Annotated in this window: 21 protein-coding genes; 10 read left to right on the plus strand and 11 right to left on the minus strand. The window is 64.2% G+C overall.

Features of this window, described 5'->3' with window-relative positions:
- Positions 1-53: 53 nt before the first annotated feature.
- Positions 54-824, plus strand: coding sequence for a hypothetical protein (locus C7H84_RS19930; RefSeq protein ID WP_121860406.1), 771 nt, complete (start codon positions 54-56; stop codon positions 822-824).
- Here the strand turns inward: C7H84_RS19930 and C7H84_RS19935 are convergent.
- Positions 787-1389, minus strand: a complete 603-nt coding sequence (locus C7H84_RS19935) for a DUF1780 domain-containing protein (protein WP_162999327.1) — start codon at positions 1387-1389, stop codon at positions 787-789. The two genes, C7H84_RS19930 and C7H84_RS19935, sit on opposite strands and share 38 nt — an antisense overlap.
- A 60-nt stretch (positions 1390-1449) precedes the next feature.
- Positions 1450-2025 carry a hypothetical protein gene (locus C7H84_RS19940; RefSeq protein ID WP_162999328.1) on the minus strand — a complete coding sequence of 192 codons (576 nt, stop codon included), beginning with the start codon at positions 2023-2025 and terminating at the stop codon, positions 1450-1452.
- 392 nt (positions 2026-2417) lie between these two features.
- On the opposite strand from C7H84_RS19940, the gene C7H84_RS19945 reads away from it, so the two are divergent.
- On the plus strand, positions 2418-2948 hold the full coding sequence (locus C7H84_RS19945; RefSeq protein ID WP_240462057.1) for a hypothetical protein: 531 nt from the start codon (positions 2418-2420) through the stop codon (positions 2946-2948).
- A 397-nt stretch (positions 2949-3345) separates the two neighbouring features.
- Here the strand turns inward: C7H84_RS19945 and C7H84_RS19955 are convergent, their stop codons facing one another.
- From C7H84_RS19955 to C7H84_RS19985, 7 genes are all read right to left on the minus strand, one after another.
- A complete protein-coding gene (locus C7H84_RS19955) occupies positions 3346-4047 on the minus strand; it encodes an endonuclease NucS domain-containing protein (protein WP_205611443.1) in 702 nt (233 codons plus the stop codon).
- 70 nt (positions 4048-4117) lie between these two features.
- The gene (locus C7H84_RS19960; RefSeq protein WP_162999329.1) at positions 4118-4945 is read right to left on the minus strand and encodes a hypothetical protein; all 828 of its coding nucleotides are present in this window, start codon (positions 4943-4945) and stop codon (positions 4118-4120) included.
- Positions 4946-5086: 141 nt separating this feature from the next.
- Positions 5087-6184 (minus strand): porin, encoded by a 1098-nt coding sequence (locus tag C7H84_RS19965; protein WP_121860412.1) that lies wholly within the window; start codon positions 6182-6184, stop codon positions 5087-5089.
- Positions 6185-6290: 106 nt separating this feature from the next.
- Positions 6291-7634, minus strand: a complete 1344-nt coding sequence (locus tag C7H84_RS19970; RefSeq protein WP_121860413.1) for an MFS transporter — start codon at positions 7632-7634, stop codon at positions 6291-6293.
- 116 nt (positions 7635-7750) lie between these two features.
- A complete protein-coding gene (locus C7H84_RS19975; protein ID WP_121860414.1) occupies positions 7751-8812 on the minus strand; it encodes an aromatic ring-hydroxylating dioxygenase subunit alpha in 1062 nt (353 codons plus the stop codon).
- 72 nt (positions 8813-8884) lie between these two features.
- Complete coding sequence (locus C7H84_RS19980; RefSeq protein WP_121860415.1) at positions 8885-9850, minus strand: PDR/VanB family oxidoreductase; 966 nt, start codon at positions 9848-9850, stop codon at positions 8885-8887.
- Positions 9847-10926 (minus strand): aromatic ring-hydroxylating dioxygenase subunit alpha, encoded by a 1080-nt coding sequence (locus tag C7H84_RS19985; protein WP_121860431.1) that lies wholly within the window; start codon positions 10924-10926, stop codon positions 9847-9849. The genes C7H84_RS19980 and C7H84_RS19985 overlap by 4 nt, the downstream gene beginning before the upstream one ends.
- Positions 10927-11127: 201 nt before the next feature.
- On the opposite strand from C7H84_RS19985, the gene C7H84_RS19990 reads away from it, so the two are divergent.
- Positions 11128-11616, plus strand: a complete 489-nt coding sequence (locus tag C7H84_RS19990; protein ID WP_121860432.1) for a MarR family winged helix-turn-helix transcriptional regulator — start codon at positions 11128-11130, stop codon at positions 11614-11616.
- A 54-nt stretch (positions 11617-11670) separates the two neighbouring features.
- Here C7H84_RS19990 and C7H84_RS19995 read toward each other — a convergent pair whose 3' ends face one another.
- Positions 11671-12417, minus strand: a complete 747-nt coding sequence (locus C7H84_RS19995) for a TetR/AcrR family transcriptional regulator (protein ID WP_121860416.1) — start codon at positions 12415-12417, stop codon at positions 11671-11673.
- A gap of 172 nt (positions 12418-12589) precedes the next feature.
- On the opposite strand from C7H84_RS19995, the gene C7H84_RS20000 reads away from it, so the two are divergent.
- The 7 genes from C7H84_RS20000 to C7H84_RS20030 all read left to right on the plus strand — a co-directional run bounded on the left by C7H84_RS20000 (position 12590) and on the right by C7H84_RS20030 (position 21656).
- Positions 12590-13771 (plus strand): isovaleryl-CoA dehydrogenase, encoded by a 1182-nt coding sequence (locus C7H84_RS20000; RefSeq protein ID WP_121860417.1) that lies wholly within the window; start codon positions 12590-12592, stop codon positions 13769-13771.
- Positions 13772-13802: 31 nt separating this feature from the next.
- Entirely contained in the window at positions 13803-15410 is a 1608-nt protein-coding gene (locus C7H84_RS20005) for a carboxyl transferase domain-containing protein (protein ID WP_121860418.1), read from the plus strand.
- An 18-nt stretch (positions 15411-15428) separates the two neighbouring features.
- Positions 15429-16214 (plus strand): enoyl-CoA hydratase/isomerase family protein, encoded by a 786-nt coding sequence (locus tag C7H84_RS20010; RefSeq protein WP_121860419.1) that lies wholly within the window; start codon positions 15429-15431, stop codon positions 16212-16214.
- 36 nt (positions 16215-16250) lie between these two features.
- Positions 16251-18251, plus strand: a complete 2001-nt coding sequence (locus C7H84_RS20015; RefSeq protein WP_121860420.1) for an acetyl/propionyl/methylcrotonyl-CoA carboxylase subunit alpha — start codon at positions 16251-16253, stop codon at positions 18249-18251.
- A 200-nt stretch (positions 18252-18451) separates the two neighbouring features.
- The gene (locus C7H84_RS20020) at positions 18452-19594 is read left to right on the plus strand and encodes a DUF2827 domain-containing protein (RefSeq protein ID WP_121860421.1); all 1143 of its coding nucleotides are present in this window, start codon (positions 18452-18454) and stop codon (positions 19592-19594) included.
- A 743-nt stretch (positions 19595-20337) separates the two neighbouring features.
- Positions 20338-21141 (plus strand): EAL domain-containing protein, encoded by an 804-nt coding sequence (locus tag C7H84_RS20025; RefSeq protein WP_121860422.1) that lies wholly within the window; start codon positions 20338-20340, stop codon positions 21139-21141.
- 62 nt (positions 21142-21203) lie between these two features.
- Positions 21204-21656 carry a hypothetical protein gene (locus tag C7H84_RS20030; protein WP_121860433.1) on the plus strand — a complete coding sequence of 151 codons (453 nt, stop codon included), beginning with the start codon at positions 21204-21206 and terminating at the stop codon, positions 21654-21656.
- A gap of 22 nt (positions 21657-21678) precedes the next feature.
- On the opposite strand, the gene C7H84_RS20035 is transcribed toward C7H84_RS20030, so the two are convergent.
- Positions 21679-22815, minus strand: a complete 1137-nt coding sequence (locus C7H84_RS20035; RefSeq protein ID WP_121860423.1) for a DUF2827 family protein — start codon at positions 22813-22815, stop codon at positions 21679-21681.
- Positions 22816-22982 lie beyond the last annotated feature (167 nt).

The raw sequence follows: 22982 nt of genomic DNA on the forward strand, positions 1-22982 counted from the left end.
TTGCTTTGGCCGTCCAAGGGCGGATGCCGTGCCCGGAGTAGAAAGGAGGCGACATGAATTTCAGCAAGGCGCAGCGAAGAAAGCATGCTGAATTGCACTTTTTCGAGCGTACTCAGGGGTTGCTTACCTGCTGGCCGCACGGACCCGTCGATGCCACAGGTGAGGAGCCGGACATTTTGGTGGAAGGGGTGGCGGGCCGGTACGGCGTTGAGGTAACAGAACTATTACGCGGTGAGGTACGCGCAGTTGAGGAAACTCGTCGACTGATCTGTGAAAAGGCCCAGAAGCAATTTCTGCGTAACGTGAACGCGGATTGCCTTGATGTAAAGGTTATCTTTCGGAAGCATGCCACCTTGAATCAGAGGGACCAAGATGCAGCGGCAATGGGTCTCGTCGAGATAGTGCATTCCCGGATCATTTCTATACCTTCTGAGGTGTTCGCAGTCAGGCTAGAAGAAGGTGCGGATTTCGAGTCCGAACTATTCACGTCAGTTTGGCTGCACCATCATCCGAACTATTCGCGCGCTCGATGGCAGCCGGTGGGCGGTTGGTGGGTTCCAGTTGCTTCGCCAGCCGATCTACAGGCCATAATTGATAAAAAGGAACGCAAGATTGCAGCGTATAGGGATCGCGTCAAAGATGTCTGGCTGTTGATCGTGCTGCAGGGATTCAGCGGGTCGGCGGCATGGTCAGTACACGATTCAGTGTTCGAGCATCACTTCTGCACATCGTTCGATGGTGTGGTCTTGCTGGACTATGCGATGAACAAGGCCGACATGCTGAAAATCAAGGGAGATGACAAATGCGGCCTGTGGCTTGTTTAATGAAGTCGGGAGCACCCGGTCCTGCATAAAGGCAGCAACTACGTCTTCCCATCAGAAATGAAACCGAGCGCCATCCAGTAGCGGTCAGCGCGGACGTGTCCGGGTAGGGTTGTTCCGTTACATACATGACATCGCGCAGGTTGACGTACAGCAGTAAGTCGGTCTGCTTCTTGAAGTCGTTCGTGTACTTGTCGAGGCTGGCCGCTTCTTTGAGACAGAGATCGTATATCTCGCCAACGCTGCTGTCCTTCGGTGTAAATTCTCTCAGAAGGTCTTGGGCCTTGGAGATAGCGCGTACGCGCGCTAACTCTTGTTTGTATTCGTCATGGCGTCGTCTGCCGGGGTCTAGGATTTCTTTGATCTCGAAGCGGGCATCGCGAAATTCTATGTCGGGCGGATCATTCTGGATGTTGATGATTTCGCCTTCCGTTGGAACAAGTCCAAGATTTCGGACAAACGCATCCACCACCCAGCGTTCTCGTGCCATCTTGCTTTGCGGCGCAAAGTAGGCAACCGAATCCGCAAGGTCAGCGATGCGCTGTGCAATGAGTTCTTGCTCGTTCATCATTTTCCTTCGATCTTGCGCTGTCGCGCGGCAGCATAGTCTGCGGGCTATGGAGCGGTCTTACTGCACATCTACGCATTTCGTCATCATGCGAACGATCTTGCCGTTCAAGCACCGATCCAGTGCGGCTAAGCTATCGCTGGCAGGCGTAGCATCGACATTCATCGCATCTCGGGATACGACTTTCAACACATTCCCGATGGGTAGTCGCCAATCTTTCGGAAGATGGTACCTCTTCGCGATAGCCGCCCCGGCCTTCTGGTCGGCGGCGTTGTCGTCCATTCCCTTGTCGATCAGCCTTTCGTTGAGGTCCGAGAAGTCGTCGTAGATGTTTACGTCCTGCTGCGTAGAAAGATGCGCAGCGTCAGCCTGCGACACCTGCCATTTTTGCTTGTCATCCCAGACTGAGTGAGTGGGGTCTGGGCTGTAGTACACATGTGCGACCTCCCGGAATCTGTCTCCACGCGATTGGGTGACTTCATTGCGACGCACTGATACTTCGACCGAATCCGCACCGAACGTCGCGACCTTCTCGGCTATCGCAATTGAGGTTGCGGACCATTGCGCCGCTGATCCGCCATTCACGCCGACCTGTATCTTGGCGAACTTGATGTTGTTCCGAAACATATCGCTCAACGATGCGCCTTCGATGGTGAATGGAAGGGCTGCGACTGTCGGCGCGCCTGTGGTCGACTGGTCCGACCTCCCGCACGCAGTCAATAGTCCAATGGCTACGCACACCGATGTCACTGTCCTCATGATTCCCCGAGATGTGGTTATGTGTTGATATGCAATTGTAAGGCATGTTGCAAGAGCCGATGTTCGGCGACAACACCTATAGATTGAGGCTACTGCTGCCGTTAACCTATTCGAGCTATCTCCTTTAGCGGGATGGCTTACAAAATGAATGAGTCACGGGGAATGCTATGCGATGGATCAAATCACTAACCGCTCTTTCAGTGGTTAGTCTGTTTTCGGGTTGCGCTTATAACGTGCAAGTGTCGTCCCAATCAGGGGCTGCTGAAGTGATGAGCACCAAGGTCAAGCAGGACAAGGCGTATGTGGTGTTCAGTGACAACCTTGCGACTGCCGGGAAGGAGGTGAAGCCGGGGTTCCAGTGCGGCGCTCACCGATACCCCATGTATATCGGGGAGACCCTCGAAAATTCCTTGTCGAAGACGGTTGAGGCGGCTTTTCCTCACGCGGTCAGGAACGGCGGTGCAATTCCCACATTGGGTGACGGACTGGTTTTCAAGTTCGATCTCGCTGAGTTCGATCCGCGCGTCCGTTTTACCCCCGGCTTCTTCGTTCCGACAGCAGATGCGAACGTAGACATAGCAATTCGCGCCCGTGTGTCTGACAAGGCTGGCAAGGAACTGATTGCCACTACGTTTCGGGGGCAAGGGCATTCAAGCCAAGATGGGTCTTGCGGTGTAGGTGCCGACGCGCTGGCGGACGCTGGGCAGAAGGCAATCGCGAATGCAATGGAGAATTTTGTGGACAAGGTCATCAATACCGGAATCCTCGATCCGTCAACGACGGCGACGGCAAGCAAATAGCCATTCGACTGGCCATCCCTCTTGACTGGTGGATCGCGGTTGCGCCAATTGAGGGGGCGGTGACGGGAAACGTATGCCCGTCTCGCCCGCTACGGCGGTACACCCACCTGCGGGCCGAAGACCTCGCTCTGAGGCTAGACTGACAGTCCATCCGAGCGACTCGTGGACAAGGGAACTCTACGGGGCGAATCCGTCTTCGTTACTGGCAGGTATGCCGCTCGCCGCTCGCCGTTCACGGTCGATGTTTTCCCATCGCAAAGATACAATTTCGCTTCGACACATACCAGTGGCGACGGCCAGTCGGTTGAAGTCCCGCAGATTGTTGGATTCGGTGGCATCGATGATGGACTGAACTTCATCAGGGTGTAGCGGTGCCACGATCCTTGAACCACAGCCATCATTTCTCCGCTGCTTCCGGTATCTTTTTCAGGTCGAACCTGACCTTATATTCATACAGCGACACATTCGGCATCGCCGCCACGGAATAGGTAAGCGTCTCGTTGATTTCCCGCGCGACGATTACTCCATGCACTTCGCGGTCCCGCGCGATGGTTTTCTTCAGCCAGCCCATGTATCGCGCAAGCTGGCCGATTGCTTGGTCTGGTGCTCGTCCCCGCTTCAACTCGAAGACGACAAATCCACCGTCAGCATCAGATGCAAGCACGTCGATGCGTCCGACCGGCGTCTGGAATTCGATTCCCTTGGAACCGCTGGCCGGATCGACATAGAGCGTCAACCGTTTATCGTTGATTGATATGGATTGGATGTTGTACGCGATGAAGTCCTGTAGTTGGGCCTCCAATTCGAACGCCGTTTCGCGGATGTCATCGTCGTCGTCCGGGGCTTCGTCTGTGCCAAGCGTTTCCTGAATGCGTCCGTCATCGATGAACCCCGGTGGAAACATTAGCACTTGGGTGTCACGCTCTTCAACCTTCCAGCCGATACGGCGAAGTTCGTCCCGAACTCGGTGCGAGTTGACCAGTCTGATGTTCAAACCGGGCGGCATCTCGTCCGGATGATTGGAGCACCACTCTCGCATGGGAAAAAGTTCGACACCGCCGCCTGATTTGGCTTGGACTACAAGGAATCGTCGTGACATGTTGGTTCGTTGCTCCGGTGAAGCGGGTTTCCTCAAGTGTAAACGACCGTCAGGGAGTCGCCAGTGAGGGCTATCCTTCAGGATCGATAGCAAACACCGGAGTCTCGTCAAGACCGGCCACGATTCGAGCGGTGGCGGGGTCATCGAAATCGGGATAAACAATGCGGAATCCGCCGTTGACCGTCGCGATAGTGAAGAACCTGCCGATGTCCTTTCGAGATGCGTAGCGACCAGAATTGCCGCGCCCCTGTCTCTTCGGTTCTATCGGATACATCTCGGTCACGTAGCTGTCCGCCTGATCTTCGGCCAAACCAGCCTCGATCAATGAAACTCGTTGCACCTCCACCTGTTCGCGCGTGAACAATCGTCCGGCAGGATGCAGCGTGACTGACGCGATTGTCCTTCGAAACTGCGCGGCCAATGCCGCTCGCACGCGGAACAGCTCGTCGTTTTCCATTGATGCCATTGAGTCGATCAATGACCGAGCGTGTTGGGCTGTTGAAGATAGTTCTCGTCGAGCGGACCGGTGCAGATTCAGTTCGGTCGCAAGCGCAGTCTCTGTACGCCTCAACTCACTTACTTCCTCCTCCAGCAACCGGATTCGCTCCACCAAAGTGGCGGGGGCGTTGCCATCCTCGATTGCGACCATCAGGTTCTTAATGCGAGCGTCCTTCGCCAAAATCTCGGCCTCAATGCTGCGCATTTTTTCATCCAGCGTCAGTTCGCGGCCTTCGTTGTGCCCGGATCGTACGTCTGCCAACACTTTCTCGAATTCAATCCCACGGCAGAAGGATAGAAAGCTTGTCTCGAAGTCCTTGTGCCCCCACTGAACGGCATAGCATCCCAAACCGCGCCGTCCACCATCGCAGACCAAGACCTTCTTCGAGGGGCGTTGCACCTCATTGCCCTCCGCGCTTCGAATCCATCAGCCGCAGTGAATGCAACGAGAGCCGCGGGCCGACGCGCCGGTGCTGCCGGAGCTGAAGCTGCCGGATTGCCGGCTCGCCGATCGAGGAGGCGCTGGCTTGGTGCCAGCCGTTCAGAACTTCTGCTGGATCCCGGCCATCACGCCGAGCTGGTTCATGCCGGTGCCGACCGTCCCGCCGGCGGCGACCGCGTTCGCGGCCCGTTTGCTGTTGAACATGTAGCCTGCCGACGTATAGACGGTTGTCCGCTTCGACAGGAAGTAGTTCGCGCGGCCCACGAGCAGCGTGCCATTCGCGCCTTCGGCGTTTTCGCGGCGTTGCAGGTAGCGCACGCCCTGCAGATCGAGCGCGAGGTAGGGCGTCGCGTAGTACGTGCCGCCCGCGAACACGATGTCGGCCTGCAGGTGTTCGGCCGCCGCGAGGTTGCGGCGAATCCACCCGGCGCCGAGTTTCGCGGGGCCGAGCTTCACGTAGCCGGCGACGATGTCGCGCGTGTCGGTGTACGCCGGATTGTTCAGCGGCGCGAGCGCACCGCCACCGCCGCGCATCACGTCGTGCGACGCGGCGAGCCCGAAATTGCTCGCGTCATACGCGAGCATCGCCGTGTATTGCCGGCATGCGACGATGTCGCCGGGCACCTGTCCGGCGCAGCCGGTCGCCGACGGTCCTGCCGGCCCGGCCGCGTCGCGGCCGAAGCTGTAGGTGGCGCCGAGCGTCAAGCCATGGAACGTGCCCTTGTAGCCGATCGCATTGTCGCTGCGCGCATTCGGCAGATACGAGTCGAAATCCGCCATCGAGTGAATCGACGGGCCGATCACGTCGGCATTGGTCAGCACGATCATCGACATGTTCATCTGGCGGCCGAGGGTCAGCGCACCGAACGGACTGTTCACGCCGACGTTCGCCTGCCGCCCGAACAGGCGGCCGCCGTAGTTCAGCGCGCCGGTGCCGGGCTGGAAGCCGTTTTCGAGCACGAAGAAGGCCTGGTAGCCGCCGCCGAGATCCTCCGTGCCTCTCAGCCCCCAGCGTGACGGCACTTCGCCGGTCAGCGTCGGCATGCCCGTGAACGATCCGCCGTGCGCGGCGTTGTTGTAGTAGGACACGCCGGTATCGATGATCCCGTACAGCGTGACGCTGCTTTGCGCGCAGGCTGGGCCGGCCAGCGCCACGCCTATTGCCGCCGCGAGTGCGACGCCCAGTTTCGTTTTCATGGCTGTCTCCAAACAGTATGTAGATATACTTATCGATTTTTTAATGCCCCGGATGTGGCCGGGATGACGACGGGTATTGAATGAAACCGCGAGCGTCGCGGGTTATTTACGACAGCGCCGGATCGCGTTGTGCATGCGGCGCAGCGGCGCGCGTACCGGCAACGGCGACGGCGATCGCCGCGCCGGCCATCGGCACGAGGAACGCGAGATAGAGATGGGACACGGACCAGCCGTCGTCGAGCAGCGCGCCGACCGTCATCGGCGACAGGATCGCGCCGAGTCGGCCGATGCCGACCGCGAGCCCGATGCCGGTCGTGCGGATTTCGGCGGGATACGGCGTCGGCGACAGCGCATACATGCCGGCCACGCATGCATTGATCACGGCGCCGAGGAACACCCCGACCGTCATCCCGATGCCGAGCGACCCAGTGTTCGCGCCGAACACGACCATCAACACGCCGCCGAGCAGCAGCGTCGCGCCGAGCAGGTTGCGCAGGGCGAAGCGCGTCGACAGCAGGCTGAACAGCGACGCGCCCGCGATGCCGCCGAGATTGAGCAGCACGCCGCCGGTCACGCCCTGCGACGCCGACAGTCCGGCCTGGACCAGCAGCTTCGGCGTCCAGCTCACGACGAAGTAGAAGCTGCCCATCACGAGAAAGAACGCGATCCATAGCGCGATCGTGCGGCGCGCGAGCGGGGCGCGCAGCACGGCCGTCCAGCTTGACGCGGCGCTGCCCGTGTCGATTGAAGTGGTCGCGGCCGGCAGCGCATCGATGGGCGCGCGCTTCATTCTCGCGAGGATGCGGTTGATTTTCTGCAGCGCGTTGTCGGGCCGCCGCGCGAGCAGGAAGTCGAGCGATTCCGGCAGCAGCGCGAGCACCATCGGGATCGACAGCAACGTCAGGATGCCGCCGAACGCGAACACGCTGCGCCATCCCCACGTCGACAGCAGGTAGCCGGCGATGACGCCGCCGGCTGTCGCGCCGATCGCGTAGCCGGTCGACTGCATGCCGATTGCCGCGCTGCGCCATTTGTTCGATGCGTATTCGCCGCTGATCACGGTGAGGCTGGCAAGCATGCCGCCGATGCCGAGCCCCGTGTACGCACGCGCGACCGCGAGTTGCAGTGTGCTGTGCGTGGCCGCGCACGCGAGCATCCCGGTGGAGATCACCGCGAGGCAGAGCAGGATGATGCGGCGGCGGCCGACGCGATCGGCAAGCGGTGCGATCAGCACCGAGCCGATGCCCATTCCGGCGAGCCCGGCGCTCAGAAGCAGGCCGATCTCCTTGCCGCTCAGTTTCCATTCGGCTGCCAGGTGCGGCGCGGCAAACGCGATGGCCAGCACGTCGAAGCCATCGAGCATGTTCAGCACGACGCAGGCCGTGACGGCCATCGTCTGGAACGCGCTCATCGGGGACGCGTCGATCGTATTGCGGATATTTGCGCTCACGTCAAAGATCCTTCATAAGAATAGTATGACTAATTGATTGGGATGAAACCGAAGCCGGGTGCAGCGGGTGAGACAAAACCGAAATGACCGGCATCGTTCGCGCCGGCGTGCGACGGTCAAGCGGGCTCGGGATGCAGCAGCAACCGCTCGATCACGCGCCGCGCGCGGTTTGGGCCCGCGTCGACGTGAATGTCGATCTGGCGGCTGTCCGGAAAGCGCAGCTGATTCCGGTATTGCGCTTCGATCACGCTCTTGTCCTCGTCGAACGTCGCCGCGGATTGCTCGATGACCGTTTGCGCGACACGCTCGACGTCGTGTTGCGGATTGGTCGCGACGGTCCAGAAGTAATGCGTCGTCGTTTCCGTCTCGGGCGTGATGCCGTGGAAGCCGCGCATATGGAAGCCGCCGCGCGCAGGATCGTGCAGATCGCCGGTGCCGGCGTCCATCGCGCCGGTCCAGATCCGGATATGCGACACGTGGAATTCGATTTCCTGCCAGCGATCGACGCGGCCCGCGAACGGCCATGCTGCGGTGTAGGTCGGCGGCGGGTCGGAATCCGGCATCAGGCGCACCAGCGTCACCGTGTCGGCGTCGCTGCTGACGCGGGTCTCCGCGCCCATGTGCAGCCGTGCGTTACCGCCGATGGTCTTCAGATGCACGTAGCCGAGGTGGCTCAGGTCCATCAGGTTGTCGTGAATCAGTTGGTACGGCGCGTCGTAATGGTAGTGGCCGCCGCCGAACCGGTATTGCGGATCCGTGTGGAACGCATAGCGCGGCGGCGCGCAGGTCGGTTGCGCGTGCGCGTCGGCACCGATCCAGATCCACACGATCGCGTCCTGTTCCTGCACCCGATACGACGCCACGCATGCCTTCGCCGGAATGCGTTCCTGGCCGGGAATCTCCACGCAGATGCCGCCGCGGTCGAACAGCAGGCCGTGATAGCCGCAGCGCAGCCCGCGCGCTTCGAGCGAGCCGCACGACAGCGGCAGCGACTTGTGGCAGCAGCGATCCTCCAGCGCGCCGACTTCCCCCGACGGCAGCCGGAACAGGACGACCGGGCGGCCGAGCAGCGTGCGGGCGACGGGGCGGTCGGTCAGTTCGGATGACAGCGCGGCGACCCACCATCGGCCGACCGGAAACTTAGGAATGTTGAGCGGTGGCCGGACGTGTTGCTCCATTGTTCGTCTCCAGTATTGTGATTGGCCGCCGCGTGTCGGGCGGTCCGTCTACCGATGTACGACTCTACAGATCTACAGATCGAGGACCAGAAGGTCGGATCGCGACCGTGAACAGCACGGCATGAACTGGTCGCCGGCCGCCTTTTCGTCATCGGTCAGATACGCATCGCGATGATCGGGCTCGCCTTCGAGCACGCGCGTCACGCAGGTGCCGCATACGCCTTGTTCGCACGACGTCAGCACGTCGACGCCGTTTGCCGCCAGCGCCGCGATCACCGTGCAGTCGGCCGGCACGTCGACTACCTTCCCGCTGCTCGCGATCCGGACCTGGAACGCGCGAGCCGCGGCGGACGACGCAACCGCGCCGCCGAAGAACTCGTAGTGCAGCCGCGCTTCGTCCCAGCCGCGCTCGCGCGCGGCGTTCAGCACCGCGTCCATGAAGCCGCGCGGGCCGCACACATACAGGTGCGTGCCTTTCGGCGCCGCGGCGAGCACGGCGGCTACGTCGAAGCGTTGCGCGGGTTCGCCGTCGTCGACATGGAAGCGGGCGCGATCATGGAAGCCGGCTGCGCTGATCCGCTCGACGAAGGCCATCCGATCGGGCGAACGCGCGCAGTAGTGCAGGTCGAACGGCATGCCGGACGAGTACAGCCGTTCGGCCATGCTGAGGATCGGCGTGACGCCGATCCCGCCCGCGAGCAGCAGGTGGTGGCGCGCATCGGGCGCGAGCGGGAATTGATTGCGCGGCATGCCGATCCGCACGGTATCGCCTTGCCGGACTTCGTCGTGAATCGCGCGCGATCCGCCTCGGCCGTCGGCATCGCGCAGTACGGCGATCTGGTAGCGATCGCGTTGCTCCGGGTGATTGCAGAGCGAGTACTGGCGCACGAGCCCGCCTGGCAGATGCACGTCGATATGCGCGCCGGCATCGAAGCTCGGCAGCGGCTGGCCGTCGTCGCTGACGAACTCGAAGCCGCAGATGTCGCGCGCTTCCTGCCATTTGCGGGCCACCCGCACCGTCAAGGTCGCGGCGCTCATGACGCCTCCTTGATGTGCGCGACCGGAATCACGGGGCGCTGCGGGCTGGCCGCCTGTTCGTCGGCGAGCAGCCGCTCGATCACCTTGCGCGACAGCACGCCGCCGGCGTCGATGTTCAGCTTGAGCAGCTTGCGATCGGGCCACTTCTCGAGGTTCAGCTGCTGGCGCTCGAGCATCTCGAGATCTTCGGCGAAGATCTTGCCCTGGCCTTCGCGGATCTCGGCGGTCAGCGCGTAATCGTCGGGCCGGAAGTTGCGTGCCATCCCCCAGAAGTACCAGATCGACGTGTCCGTTTCCGGCGTGATGAAGTCGACCACGATCGACGACGCCTTCAGCTCGGCCGGCGCGTCGTAGCCGCCGTGACCCGCATGCGCGACGCCCACCTCGATCATCACGTGGCTCGGCGGCGTGAAGCGGCAGATCTGCCAGCGGTCGACCGGCACGTCGTCGGCGAGGCCGTTGCCGCGCAGCGCCATCCGCCAGAACGGCGGCGGCATCACGTTCTCCATGAAGCGGCTCGTGACGACTTCGTCGCCGTGGCTCGTCGTCTTCGGCGGCGCTTCGTCGATTTCCTTCTGGCCGATGCTCGACGCATGCACGTAGGTCTCGTGCGTGAGGTCCATCAGGTTGTCGATCATCAGCCGGTAATCGCAACGGATGTGATACAGGCCGCCGCCGTGTGCCCAGGCCGGATCCTCCGCCCACGCCAGCGCGGGCAGCTTCGCGGGATCGGCTGCGGATACGTCGCCCGGCCAGACCCACACGAAGCCGTACCGCTCGACCACCGGAAAGCTGCGGATCGGCGGAAAGCCGCCGACGCGCTGGCCCGGCATGCCGGCGGTCTTGCCGTTGCAGCCCATTTCCAGCCCGTGATAGCCGCACACGAGTACGCCGTCGCGCACGAAACCGAGCGACAGCGGCGCGCCGCGGTGCGGGCAGAAATCTTCCAGCGCGGCGACCTGGCCGTCCGCCGCGCGGTAAAACACCATCGACTCGTTGCAGATCTTGCGGCCCAGCGGCTTGCCGTCGAGCTCGTCGGGCGTGCAGGCCACGTACCAAGCGTTCTTGAGAAACACGTTCTTCGTCTCCTTCAGGTCGATGCCGCCGGTACGCGGCATCTCTTCATTCCGTGTACTGAATGAGATTCAGTGTACTCATTGAGATTGGCTCGAGCAAGGCGAGCGGTATACTGGTTTTCCCGGGAAATGGCGCGAGGCAGCGCCATGCCGGCGGCGCGCGCAACCGGCGCGCGCCCCGCCTATGTCATCGACTCATTCATGGAAAAAACGAATCCCGCCGACCTGCCGGCCTTCCCGCTCGATCTGTACGACGAACCCGGGCACCTGATCCGGCGCGCGCACCAGATCGCGGTTGCGATGTTCTACGAGAAGCTGGGCCGGGACGTCACGCCCGTGCAGTACGCGGTGCTGCGGATGCTCTACGAGTGTCCGGGGCTCGATCAGGTGACGCTCGCGCAGCGGGTGGCGCTCGATACGTCGACGACCGCCGATCTCGCGGTGCGGCTCGAAGCGAAAGGTTTGATCGTCCGCGAAGTGCTGCCGCGGCGGCAGCGGCGCCTGCTGTTGACGCCGGCGGGCGTCGAGCTGCTCACGCACCTGATTCCGTCGGTGAAGGAACTGCGTGCGGGGCTGTTCGACGGGATGGGCGAGGACGATTCGCAGGAACTGATGCGCCTGCTGCGCAAGTTCGTGCATTTGAACAACGAGCAGAGCCGCGCGCCGCTGCGGATCAGCGAGGATTCGTAACGGCCGCGAGCCCTGAAAGAACGCGGAGACGGGCGGCGTGCGCCGCCCCGGCCGTCACCCGCGTGACGCTTCGCCTTCCAGCCGCCGCACCGCTTCCGCGACTTCGTTCCTGAAGCGCACCAGCGCCGCCTGCTCCGGCGCGGGCGGCTGCACGGCGGCCCACAGCATGTCGATCAGCTGCGTGGCCGTCGTTTCCGTATCGAGCTTGCGGTGCCCGAGGATCGCATCCCACAGCACGTGCTCCATCGGCCCGAACACCATCGAGCGCAGCAGGCTCAGCGGCAGGTCCGCGCGAACCTGCCCGGCCGCCTGGCCGCGTGCGAGCACGTCCATCAGCGGCGCCGTGTAGCGGCGCTGCAGCGCGGTGAGCTCGTCGCTCAGCGCGTGCTGCTTCGCACGACCTTCCGACAGCACCAGCGCGCACAGCCCCGTGCCGTTCACCAGCATCAGCCGCAGGTGCGTGCGCACGATGAACGCGAACTGCTGCTGCACCGGCGCGTCCAGCGGCATCCCGTGCTCGAACGCCGCAATGATTTCGTCGTACCAGTCGGCGATCACCCGGGCGCAGAGCTCGCGCTTGCCGCGGAAGTAGCTGAATACCGTCGCCTCCGACACGCCGACGCGCTGCGCGATCTCGGCGGCCGTCGCATGCTCGTAACCCTTTTCGGCGAACACTTCACGACCGGCGCGCAGGATGTCCTGCACGCGCTGCTGGGACTTGCGCCCGGCGGGTGCGCGCGATGGCTCGGCGCGGTCGGCTTTGGCGGTGGCGGTCATGGTGTCGGCGGTAGCGGCTGTCATGCCGCCATGATATCTGAGTGTCACTCAAAAAACTATTGACGCCGAACCGGACGAGGCGCGAAACTGTGCAAAATATCCGCTGCATTGGCTTAATGAATCGACGCATTGATCCGATTTGAGCGAAACTCAGAAATCGGCGCATGCGACCTACTTTCTGGAACACGGAGGAGACATGATCAACCTGCCCGGCGTGCAATTCATGCTCGGTGAAGACATCGAGATGCTGCGCGACGCCGTCGCGACGTTTGCGGCGAAGGAAATCACGCCGCGCGCGGCGGAAGTCGACCGCACCGACCAGTTTCCGATGGATCTGTGGAAGAAGTTCGGCGATCTCGGCGTGCTCGGCATGACGGTCGCCGAGGAATACGGCGGCTCGAACATGGGCTACACCGCGCACATGGTCGCGATGGAAGAGATCTCGCGCGCGTCGGCGTCGATCGGCCTGTCGTACGGCGCGCACTCGAACCTGTGCGTGAACCAGATCCACCGCAACGGCACCGAGGCGCAAAAGCAGAAATACCTGCCGAAGCTCGTGTCGGGCGAACACATCGGCGCGCTCGCGATGAGCGAGCCGAACGCGGGCTCCGACGTCGTCAGCATGAAGCTGCGCGCGGACAAGCGCGGCGACCGCTACGTGCTCAACGGCACGAAGATGTGGATCACCAACGGCCCCGACTGCGACACGCTCGTCGTCTACGCGAAGACGGACGTCGAAGCGAATTCGCGCGGCATCACCGCGTTCATCGTCGAGAAGGGGATGAAGGGCTTTTCGGTCGCGCAGAAGCTCGACAAGCTCGGCATGCGCGGGTCGCACACGGGCGAGCTCGTGTTCCAGGACGTCGAAGTGCCGGAGGAGAACATCCTCGGCCAGCTCAACGGCGGCGTGAAGGTGCTGATGAGCGGCCTCGACTACGAACGCGCGGTGCTGTCGGGCGGCCCGACGGGCATCATGGCCGCATGTCTCGACGCGGTGGTCCCGTATATCCACGACCGCAAGCAGTTCGGCCAGGCGATCGGCGAATTCCAGCTGATCCAGGGCAAGGTCGCCGACATGTACACCACGTTCCAGGCATGCCGCGCGTATCTGTACGCGGTCGGCCGCCATCTCGACTCGGCGGGCAGCGATCATATCCGCCAGGTGCGCAAGGACTGCGCGGGCGTGATCCTCTACACGGCCGAGAAGGCCACGTGGATGGCCGGCGAGGCGATCCAGATCCTCGGCGGCAACGGCTACATCAACGAATATCCGGTCGGCCGTCTGTGGCGCGATGCGAAGCTGTACGAGATCGGCGCCGGCACGAGCGAAATCCGCCGGATGCTGATCGGCCGCGAACTGTTCGCGGAAACGATGTAACGCCCCACGTCACGCGAACGGAGCCCCGTCGATGCCGATCATCGAATCGAAACTGAATCCGCGTTCGGAAGACTTCCGCGCGAACGCCGCGGCGCTGGAGGCGGTCGTCGCCGACCTGCGCGCGAAGATCGAACAGCTCGCGCAGGGCGGCGGCCAGGCCGCGCGCGACAAGCACCTGGCGCGCGGCAAGCTGCTGCCGCGCGACCGGATCGCGCAACTGCTCGATCCCGGCGCGCCGTTCCTCGAGTTCTCGCAGCTCGCCGCGAACGGCATGTACAACGACGACGCGCCGGGCGCGGGCGTGATCACCGGGATCGGCCGCATCGCGGGCCGCGAGTGCGTGATCGTGTGCAACGACGCAACGGTCAAGGGCGGCACCTACTACCCGATGACCGTGAAGAAGCACGTGCGCGCGCAGGAAATCGCCGCGGAAAACCGGCTGCCGTGCGTGTACCTCGTCGATTCGGGCGGCGCGAACCTGCCGAACCAGGACGACGTGTTCCCCGATCGCGACCACTTCGGCCGCATCTTCTTCAACCAGGCGACGATGTCCGCCGCGGGCATCGCGCAGATCGCGGTCGTGATGGGCTCGTGCACGGCGGGCGGCGCGTATGTGCCGGCGATGAGCGACGAGTCGATCATCGTGAAGAACCAGGGCACGATTTTCCTGGGCGGCCCGCCGCTCGTGAAAGCCGCGACCGGCGAGGAAGTGAGCGCCGAGGATCTCGGCGGCGGCGACGTGCACACGCGCCTGTCCGGCGTGGTCGACCATCTCGCGCAGAACGATTCGCATGCACTGTTGATCGCGCGCCACATCGTCAGCCATCTCGCGCCGAAGATCGCATCGCCGGTGGCGCTGCGCGAACCGAAGCCGCCGCGCTACGACGCAAAGAGCCTGTACGGCGTGATTCCGGCCGACACGCGCAAGCCGTTCGACGTGCGCGAGGTCATCGCGCGCATCGTCGACGATTCCGAATTCGACGAATTCAAGGCGCGCTTCGGCACGACGCTCGTCACGGGCTTCGCGCACATCTGGGGCCATCCGGTCGGGATCGTCGCGAACAACGGCATCCTGTTCTCCGAATCGGCCGTGAAGGGCGCGCATTTCATCGAGCTGTGCTGCCAGCGCAAGATCCCGCTCGTGTTCCTGCAGAACATCACGGGCTTCATGGTCGGCCGCAAGTACGAGAACGAAGGCATCGCGCGTCATGGCGCGAAGATGGTGACCGCCGTGTCGAACGCGAAGGTGCCGAAGTTCACGGTGATCATCGGCGGCTCGTTCGGCGCCGGCAACTACGGGATGTGCGGCCGTGCATTCGGCCCGCGCTTCCTGTGGATGTGGCCGAACGCGCGGATCTCGGTGATGGGCGGCGAGCAGGCCGCGTCGGTGCTCGCGACCGTGCGCCGCGACGGCATCGAGGCGAAGGGCGGTTCGTGGTCGGCGGAGGAAGAGGATGCGTTCAAGCAGCCGATCCGCGACCAGTACGAGCGCCAGGGGCATCCGTACTACGCGAGTGCGCGCTTGTGGGACGACGGCGTGATCGACCCCGCGCAAACGCGCGACGTGCTGGGGCTCGGCCTCGCCGCGTCGATGAACGCGCCGATCGACGACACGCGCTTCGGCGTGTTCCGCATGTAACGTCCGGAGGACTGACCGATGCGATACGAAACGATCAAGGTAAGCGAAGCCGGGCGCGTGGCCACCGTCACGCTCGCGCGGCCCGACGTGCGCAACGCGTTCAACGAGACGGCGATTGCCGAGCTCACCACCGCGTTCGAATGGCTCGATGCGCACGAAGGCGTGCGCGCGGTCGTGCTCGCGGCCGAAGGCCCGGCGTTCTGCGCAGGCGCGGACCTGAACTGGATGAAGAAGATGGCCGGTTACTCGGACGACGAGAACCGCGCCGATGCGCGCAAGCTCGCGCGGATGCTCGAGGCGATCCATCGCTGCGGCAAGCCGGTGATCGCGCGCGTGCACGGCGACGCGTATGCGGGCGGCGTCGGCCTCGTCGCGGCGGCCGACATCGCGATCGCCGCCGACGGCGTGAAGTTCTGCTTGTCCGAAGCGCGGCTCGGGCTGATTCCCGCGACGATCGCGCCGTATGTCGTGCGTGCGATGGGCGAGCGCGCGGCGCGCCGCTACTTCACGACGGCGGAAGTGTTCGACAGCGTGCGCGCCGCGTCGCTCGGCTTCATTCACGACGCGGTGCCGGCCGACGCGCTCGACGACACGGTCGCGAAGCTGGCCGCGACGCTCGTCGCGAACGGCCCGGACGCGGTGAAGGCGTGCAAGCGGCTCGTCGCCGACGTGGCCGGCCGGCCGCTCGATGCGGCGCTGATCGAGCAGACCGCCGACTGGATCGCGCGGACCCGCGCCGGCGCGGAAGCGCGCGAAGGGATCGCGTCCTTCCTCGAGAAACGCACGCCTTCGTGGCGTGAATGACGGCGTGCCCCTAACTTTCCGGACGACATCGAAGCCATGTTCGACAAGATTCTGATCGCCAACCGCGGTGAAATCGCCTGCCGCGTCGCCGCGACGTGCAAACGTCTCGGGATCGCGAGCGTCGCCGTCTATTCCGACGCGGACGCGCACGCGAAGCACGTCGCCGCGTGCGACGAAGCCGTGCATATCGGCGGCTCGGCGGCCGCCGACAGCTACCTGCGCATCGAGCGCATCATCGAAGCCGCGCGCGCGACGGGCGCGCAGGCCATCCACCCGGGCTACGGGTTCCTGTCGGAGAACGAGGATTTCGCGCACGCGTGCGAATCGGCCGGCATCGCGTTCATCGGGCCGCCGGTCGACGCGATCGCGGCGATGGGCTCGAAGGCCGCGGCCAAGGCGCTGATGCATGCGGCGGCGGTGCCGCTCGTGCCCGGCTATCACGGCGACGACCAGGACGCGGCCAACCTGCATCGCGAAGCCGACGAGATCGGCTACCCGGTGCTGCTGAAGGCGAGCGCGGGCGGCGGCGGCAAGGGGATGCGCGTGGTCGAGCGCTCGGAGGACTTCCGGGCGGCGCTCGCATCGTGCCAGCGCGAGGCGGCGAGCAGCTTCGGCAACGACCGCGTGCTGATCGAGAAATACCTGACGCGGCCGCGTCACGTCGAGGTGCAGGTGTTCGGCGACACGCACGGCAACACCGTGTACCTGTTCGACCGCGACTGCTCGGTGCAGCGCCGTCACCAGAAGGTGCTCGAGGAAGCGCCGGCGCCCGGTCTGCACGAAGACGTGCGCCAGGCGATGGGCGAAGCGGCCGTCGCGGCGGCGCGCGCGGTGAATTACGTCGGTGCGGGCACCGTCGAATTCATCATGACGGGCGAAGCGTTCTACTTCATGGAGATGAACACGCGCTTGCAGGTCGAGCATCCGGTCACCGAGATGGTCACGGGGCTCGATCTCGTCGAGTGGCAGCTGCGCGTCGCCGCCGGCGAGCCGCTGCCGCTGAAGCAGGACGACCTGCACGTGCAGGGCCACGCGATCGAGGCCCGCCTTTACGCGGAGAACCCGGCACGCGGCTTCCTGCCGTCGACCGGCACGCTGAAGCACCTGCGGCTGCCGGAAGGCGTCGAGTTCGCGATCGGCGCGCCGGTCCGCGTCGACAGCGGCGTGCGCGAAGGCGATGCGATCACGCCGTTCTACGATCCGATGATCGCGAAGCTGATCGTGCACGGCGCGGACCGCGCGGAAGCGCTCGGCCGGATGCTGCGCGCGCTGCGGGCCTGCGAGGTGGTCGGCCTGCACACGAACGCCGCGTTCCTGCAGCGGATCGTTGCATGCGCACCGTTCTCGATCGCCGATCTCGACACCGGCCTGATCGAGCGCAACCACGATGCGCTGTTCGCGCCGCAACAGCCTCCGCGCGCGTCACTCGCACTGGCCTGCGCGGCGTTGCTCGCGCGCGAACGCGATGCGGCCGCGCGGGAAGGCGCGTCACCGTGGCGCGCGCTGCCGGACTGGCGGTTGAACGGTGGCTATCGCCGCAAGCTCGACTGGCATGCGTCCGAGCGCGAGGCGGACGTGACGGTCACTTACGAGGACGATGGCGGAAGCACACGTCTTGCCACCGGCGATGCAGCCGCGCAGCCGTTCGCGTGGACGCGCGGCGCGACGCCGCTCGACTTCGACGTGACGCTTGACGGCGTGCGCAGCAGCGGCCGCGTGTATGTGGACGGCGACAGTTTTTACGTGTTCACGCAGGGCGTGGCCGACACCTTCGAATGGCGCAACGTGCTCGAGCACGCGGGCGACGCCGAGCATGGCGGCGGCCGCCTGACCGCGCCGATGCCCGGCAAGGTGATCGCGGTGCTGGTCGAGCCGGGCCAGAAGGTCGAGCCCGGCACGCCGCTGATCGTGATGGAAGCGATGAAGATGGAGCATACGATCGGCGCGCCGGGCGCGGGCGTCGTCGCGGAAGTGCTGTACGGCGTTGGCGACCAGGTCGCGGACGGCGCGCAACTGCTGGTGATGGCGGAAGACTGACCTGACACGCGGCTCGCGTGGTACACGGGCCGGCGCAGCGTCACGCGACGCGACGCCGGCCTTGTCGTATCCGGCCCGCGCACCGCGCATGACCATCCATGACAGTCGATCGGCCCGCGCTCCGCTAGACTGGCGGATTGCTCGCGCGGCCACCAGCCGCGCGCTACACTGCGTCCATTCAATCTCCCATCCCGCCGACGATGACGTCTCCTGTCCTGAACGGCCTGCGCATCGGTATCACGATCGGTCTGCGCGCCCCCGATGAAAGCCTGTGGATCAACGGCATCAAGCAGAACGCGCTGTTTCTCGCGAAGCTGCTGATGGCATCGCCGCACGGCTATCGCGTGACGCTGGTCAACACGACCGATGTGCCGCTCACCGACGCGCTGCCGTGGGATCGCACCGTGTACGACACCCGCCCGTTCGCCGACATGAAGGATGCGCTCGACGTGGTGATCGAACTCGGCGGGCAGATCGACGGCGCGCAGACGGCCTACCTGAAGGCGCGCGGCGCGAAGATCGTCAGCTATTGCTGCGGCGTCGAGTACATCAACGCGATGGAGGCGATGTTGTTCGGCCGCCGGCTGTGGGATTCGCTGTTCATCAACCGCGGCTACGACGAAGTGTGGGCGATTCCGCAGATCGCGCCGTCGTCGCTGCCGTTCCTGCAGTCGCTGCGCCGCTGCCCGGGCCGCGTCGTGCCGTTCGTGTGGGACCCGATGTTCCTGAGCGAGCGTGCGGCGTCGCTCCCGCAGCACGGCGAATACCGGCCGAGCAGCGAGCCGGGCAAGCGGCTCACGGTGATGGAGCCGAACCACAACGTCGTGAAATTCTGCGTGTATCCGATGCTGATCATCGACGAAGCGTATCGCCGCGACCCCGATGCGATCTGCTTCACGCACGTAACGAACGCCGACCGCCTCGCGCACGACAGCCCCGAGTTCGTGATGCTGATGAACTACCTGGACATCGTGCGCGCGGGGAAGGCGAGCTTCGTCGGGCGCTTCGACACGCCGCTGTTCCTCGCCGACCTGACCGACGTCGTCGTGTCGCATCAATGGTCGAACCCGCTCAACTATTTCTACTTCGACGTGTGCTGGCAGGGCTATCCGCTCGTGCACAACGCGAGCCTCGCGCCCGATCTCGGCTACTACTATCCGGACAACGACGTGCAGAAGGGCGCGGACGCGCTGCTGCACGCGCTGCACACGCACGACGACGACTGGGAAGGGTACACGCGGCGCCAGCGCGAGATTCTCGGCCGCTATACCTCGGCGAACCCGGCGCTGGTCGGCGAATACGACGCGCTGCTTGCGAACCTGATCGGCGCGACGGCGGCATGAGGTTGCGTGCGGTGCGCCGCATCCGGGCTGTCCCCGGTTAATGTCTGAAGAAATATTGCCGTTAAAAAAGAAACCGCCGAACCGGGGAGATTCGACGGTTTTGAAGGCACGAAATTGACGGCTCCGAGGGAAGTCCGTCAAGATTTATTTTATAGGTTAACAAGTCGAAAAGATTGTTAAACATCTTTCAGTCGATAACCGTCATATAATTCATCTCATCATTGCCATTTGATTATGCCTGATTGCCATTTCGGTATTGTCAATATCGTTTGAAACGACGAAATTGAGTGCTGCTAGGACCGAATGCGCCCGCCGTGGTTCACGGCCGCGTAATCACCAAGCGGCCGAAGCAAGCCCGTTGTCGTGTCCGGGCAAGGTTTTTTCATCGGACATTTATCAGATGAAATGGCAGGCAACGGATATTTGAAACGATGTCGCGCGTAAATCGATTTGCGCAAGGGTGCCGCGCAGCGTAAATAAGCAGCATCGATTGGCATCGTGCCGACAGTGTTGTGTGACCTGTCGCACTGTTTCTAAGTTGTATGCGTGCTGTATTTTGCGTGTTTGAATATCGTTGACAATATCGGGTTTGACGGCGCGCTCGAATGAAAAGTACGCTCCCGGAAAAGATCGAAACAAGAGGATGGGCCGGGTAGGCGGTGGTGCGCGTCGTGGTCGGCTCGCGCCACATGTATCGAGAGCGCGGGCCGTCATCGGCGGTCCGACCATTGCCGGAGCGCCGGATGAATTCGGTCGAACCTCGCCTGGAGGCGAATAGCGTTGCGAATCGGGATGAAGTCGAGCTCGTGTTCGGCGCACCTGACGATCACCCCGACCTTGCGTCGGTACGCAGTTTCGTCGAAAGCCGGCTCGGCTTCGCGCGCGAGCCGGTCTGCCGCGCCGATCTGTCGGGCGGCGTGCTGTATCACGAATGCCTTGCGCGGTTGCGCTGGGGCGCGCGCGAGCCGTTGCCGCCGCTCGCATTCCTGCCGCGTCTCGAATCGCTCGGGCTGATGCGCTGGTTCGACCGGCTCGTCGTGAGCCGGACGATCGACGAACTGCGCGCCGATCCGAACGCCGTGTACGGCTGCAACGTCGCGGCGGCGAGCGCGGTCGTGGACGACGGCTGGCGGGCCATCTTCAGGCGGCTCGAGCGCGAGCCATCGGTCGCGGCGCGGCTGGTCGTCGAAATCACCGAGACGGGGCCGCTGAACCCGGTCGCGGGCCGGTCGTTCGTGAATCGGTTCCGCCAGACCGGCTGCCGCCTCGCGATCGACGACTTCGGCGTCGGCTTCAGCGCGCTGAACAATCTGGTGGTCGGCAACCCCGATATCGTGAAGCTCGACAGGTCGGTCCTGTCGCTGATCAAGCGCAACGCGATCGGGCGCTACCAGTTTCGGCGGCTGATCGCGTTCGCGCACGAAAGCGCGCGACTCGTGGTCGTCGAAGGCGTGGAGAACGAGGTCGACCGGCAGCTCATCCTGGATTCCGGCGTCTCGTGGGCGCAGGGCATTCGCTTCACCTGGCGGCCGCCGGCCGCCGCATGACGCCACGGTGCGGGCGCGGCGCGCCGGCATCGGGCAACGACGGATCGAAAAGGGGCATGGGCATGGCGGCAACGAAGAAGGCCAGGCACGGAACGGGCACGCGGGCAGTCGACGCGCGCGAGTTCGTCGCGATCGCCGAACTCGCCGACATGCTGTGGCAGCTCGGTGCCGACGAGGCCGAAGCGACCGACGTACCGGTCGACGTCGTGCCGTTTCTCGACGGCCTGAAGCACGTGTCGCAACTTATTCGCCGGATGAAACCGCTCGATGCCGACGGCCGCGAGCGCGCGGCGCGGCACTATTTCGCCGGGGTGTTCGCGGGCGCCTGCGGCGACGATTCGGCGATCGCGTGCGGCGTGTCGGGCAGCCTCGCGCAGCAGGCCGGCGGTGTGAGCCCGGCGGCGGCTCGCCGTTTCGCGCGGCTCGCGCGCATCGGCCGGCGGCATGGCCGCGCGTTTGCCGAGCGACGCGCGAACGGGGTGCTGGTGTGGCGCCCGTTTGCGACGCGCACCTGAATCGCGCAGGTCACGCGCTCGATCAGCCGAGCGTGCGCCCGGCGAACAGGCGCTGGATCTGCTCGGAGTACGCGCGCACGTTGTGGTCGGCGAGCGTGTTGACCTGCTGCAGGCAGCGGCGGGCCGCGGCCGCGTAATCGTCGAGGCGAGCGTCGTGCGTTTGCGCGGCGGTCGCGATCGCGCGCGCCGCATCGAAGATCTCGAAGTCCCGGTAGTAATAGCCGACGTCGCGCAGGAACGGCGAGTTGTGCACGAGCGGGTAGTTGCCGTACAGCGCGTCGTACAGCAGGTAGTTCAGGCCGTTTTCCCAGTGATGCGACACGACGATGTCGGTGTGATGTGCGGCCCACGCGACGAACGGCGCGCGCACGTCGGCCGTCGCCTTGCCGTCGCGCACCATCTCGAGCCCGAGCGCGAGATGCTTGAAGGCGACGTTTTCCTTCTTGTCGAACGTGTTGGTCATGTACACGTGTTCGACGAGTTCCGGGTGTTCGACGTAGCACGCGTTCGCGGCCAGCATCGGCACGATCGCGCTCTTCACGACGTTCAGGTTCGGTTCGAAGAACGCGATGCGCTTGGCCCGGCCGTGGTTGCGGTAGCCGAAGCGCGCCTTCAGTTCGGGATCGGCATCGAGGCTGCGTTCGATGAAGTACGGCGACCAGATGTGCGGCAGCTCGATCACCGGCGCGCGATAGACGGCCTGGAAGTAGGCCGCGCACGTGTGCATGTGCTGCGGGTTGGTCCAGATCTCGTCGAACTGCACGCGGTTCGGGTTCGGCCGCCAGTTGTTCTTCTCGAAGTTGATCGTCTCGACCGCGATCACGTAGTCGTTGCCGAAGCGGTACGATACACACTTGCCGCCGCGCCGGCGCACGGCGTCCGTGTGCGACGGGTCGACGAACGCGTTCATCTCGATCAGCAGGTCGGTCTGGTGGACGATCGTCGACAGCGGACGCAGCGCATCGCCGAAAGCGTCCAGCATCAGCGCTTCCGGATAGTCGGCGATGCCGTCATCGTGCGCGAGCCACACTTCGCCGATCAGCTGCGAGCGTTTCAGCAGCATGTACAGGTACACGCAATGCTGGTTCGCGCCGTTGTACCAGATCGACTGCGTCGCGTCGCGCTGCACGTTCATCGTAATCGCGACATTGATCTTCATCGTCGGCTCCGGGCGGGCGATAAGCGGCTTACGGCGTGTCGTTCTGCGACTGGCGCGGCACGTAGCCGGTCAGGTGCCACTGGCCGTCGTCGTCGCGGTACAGGGGCGTGTGTGCGTTCATGTCGGAGTCCGGAAAGGGCGGCGCGTCGCGCCTCGTGCGTCATGCG

The organism is Burkholderia sp. Nafp2/4-1b (genome assembly GCF_003635165.1).
GTDB lineage: Bacteria > Pseudomonadota > Gammaproteobacteria > Burkholderiales > Burkholderiaceae > Burkholderia.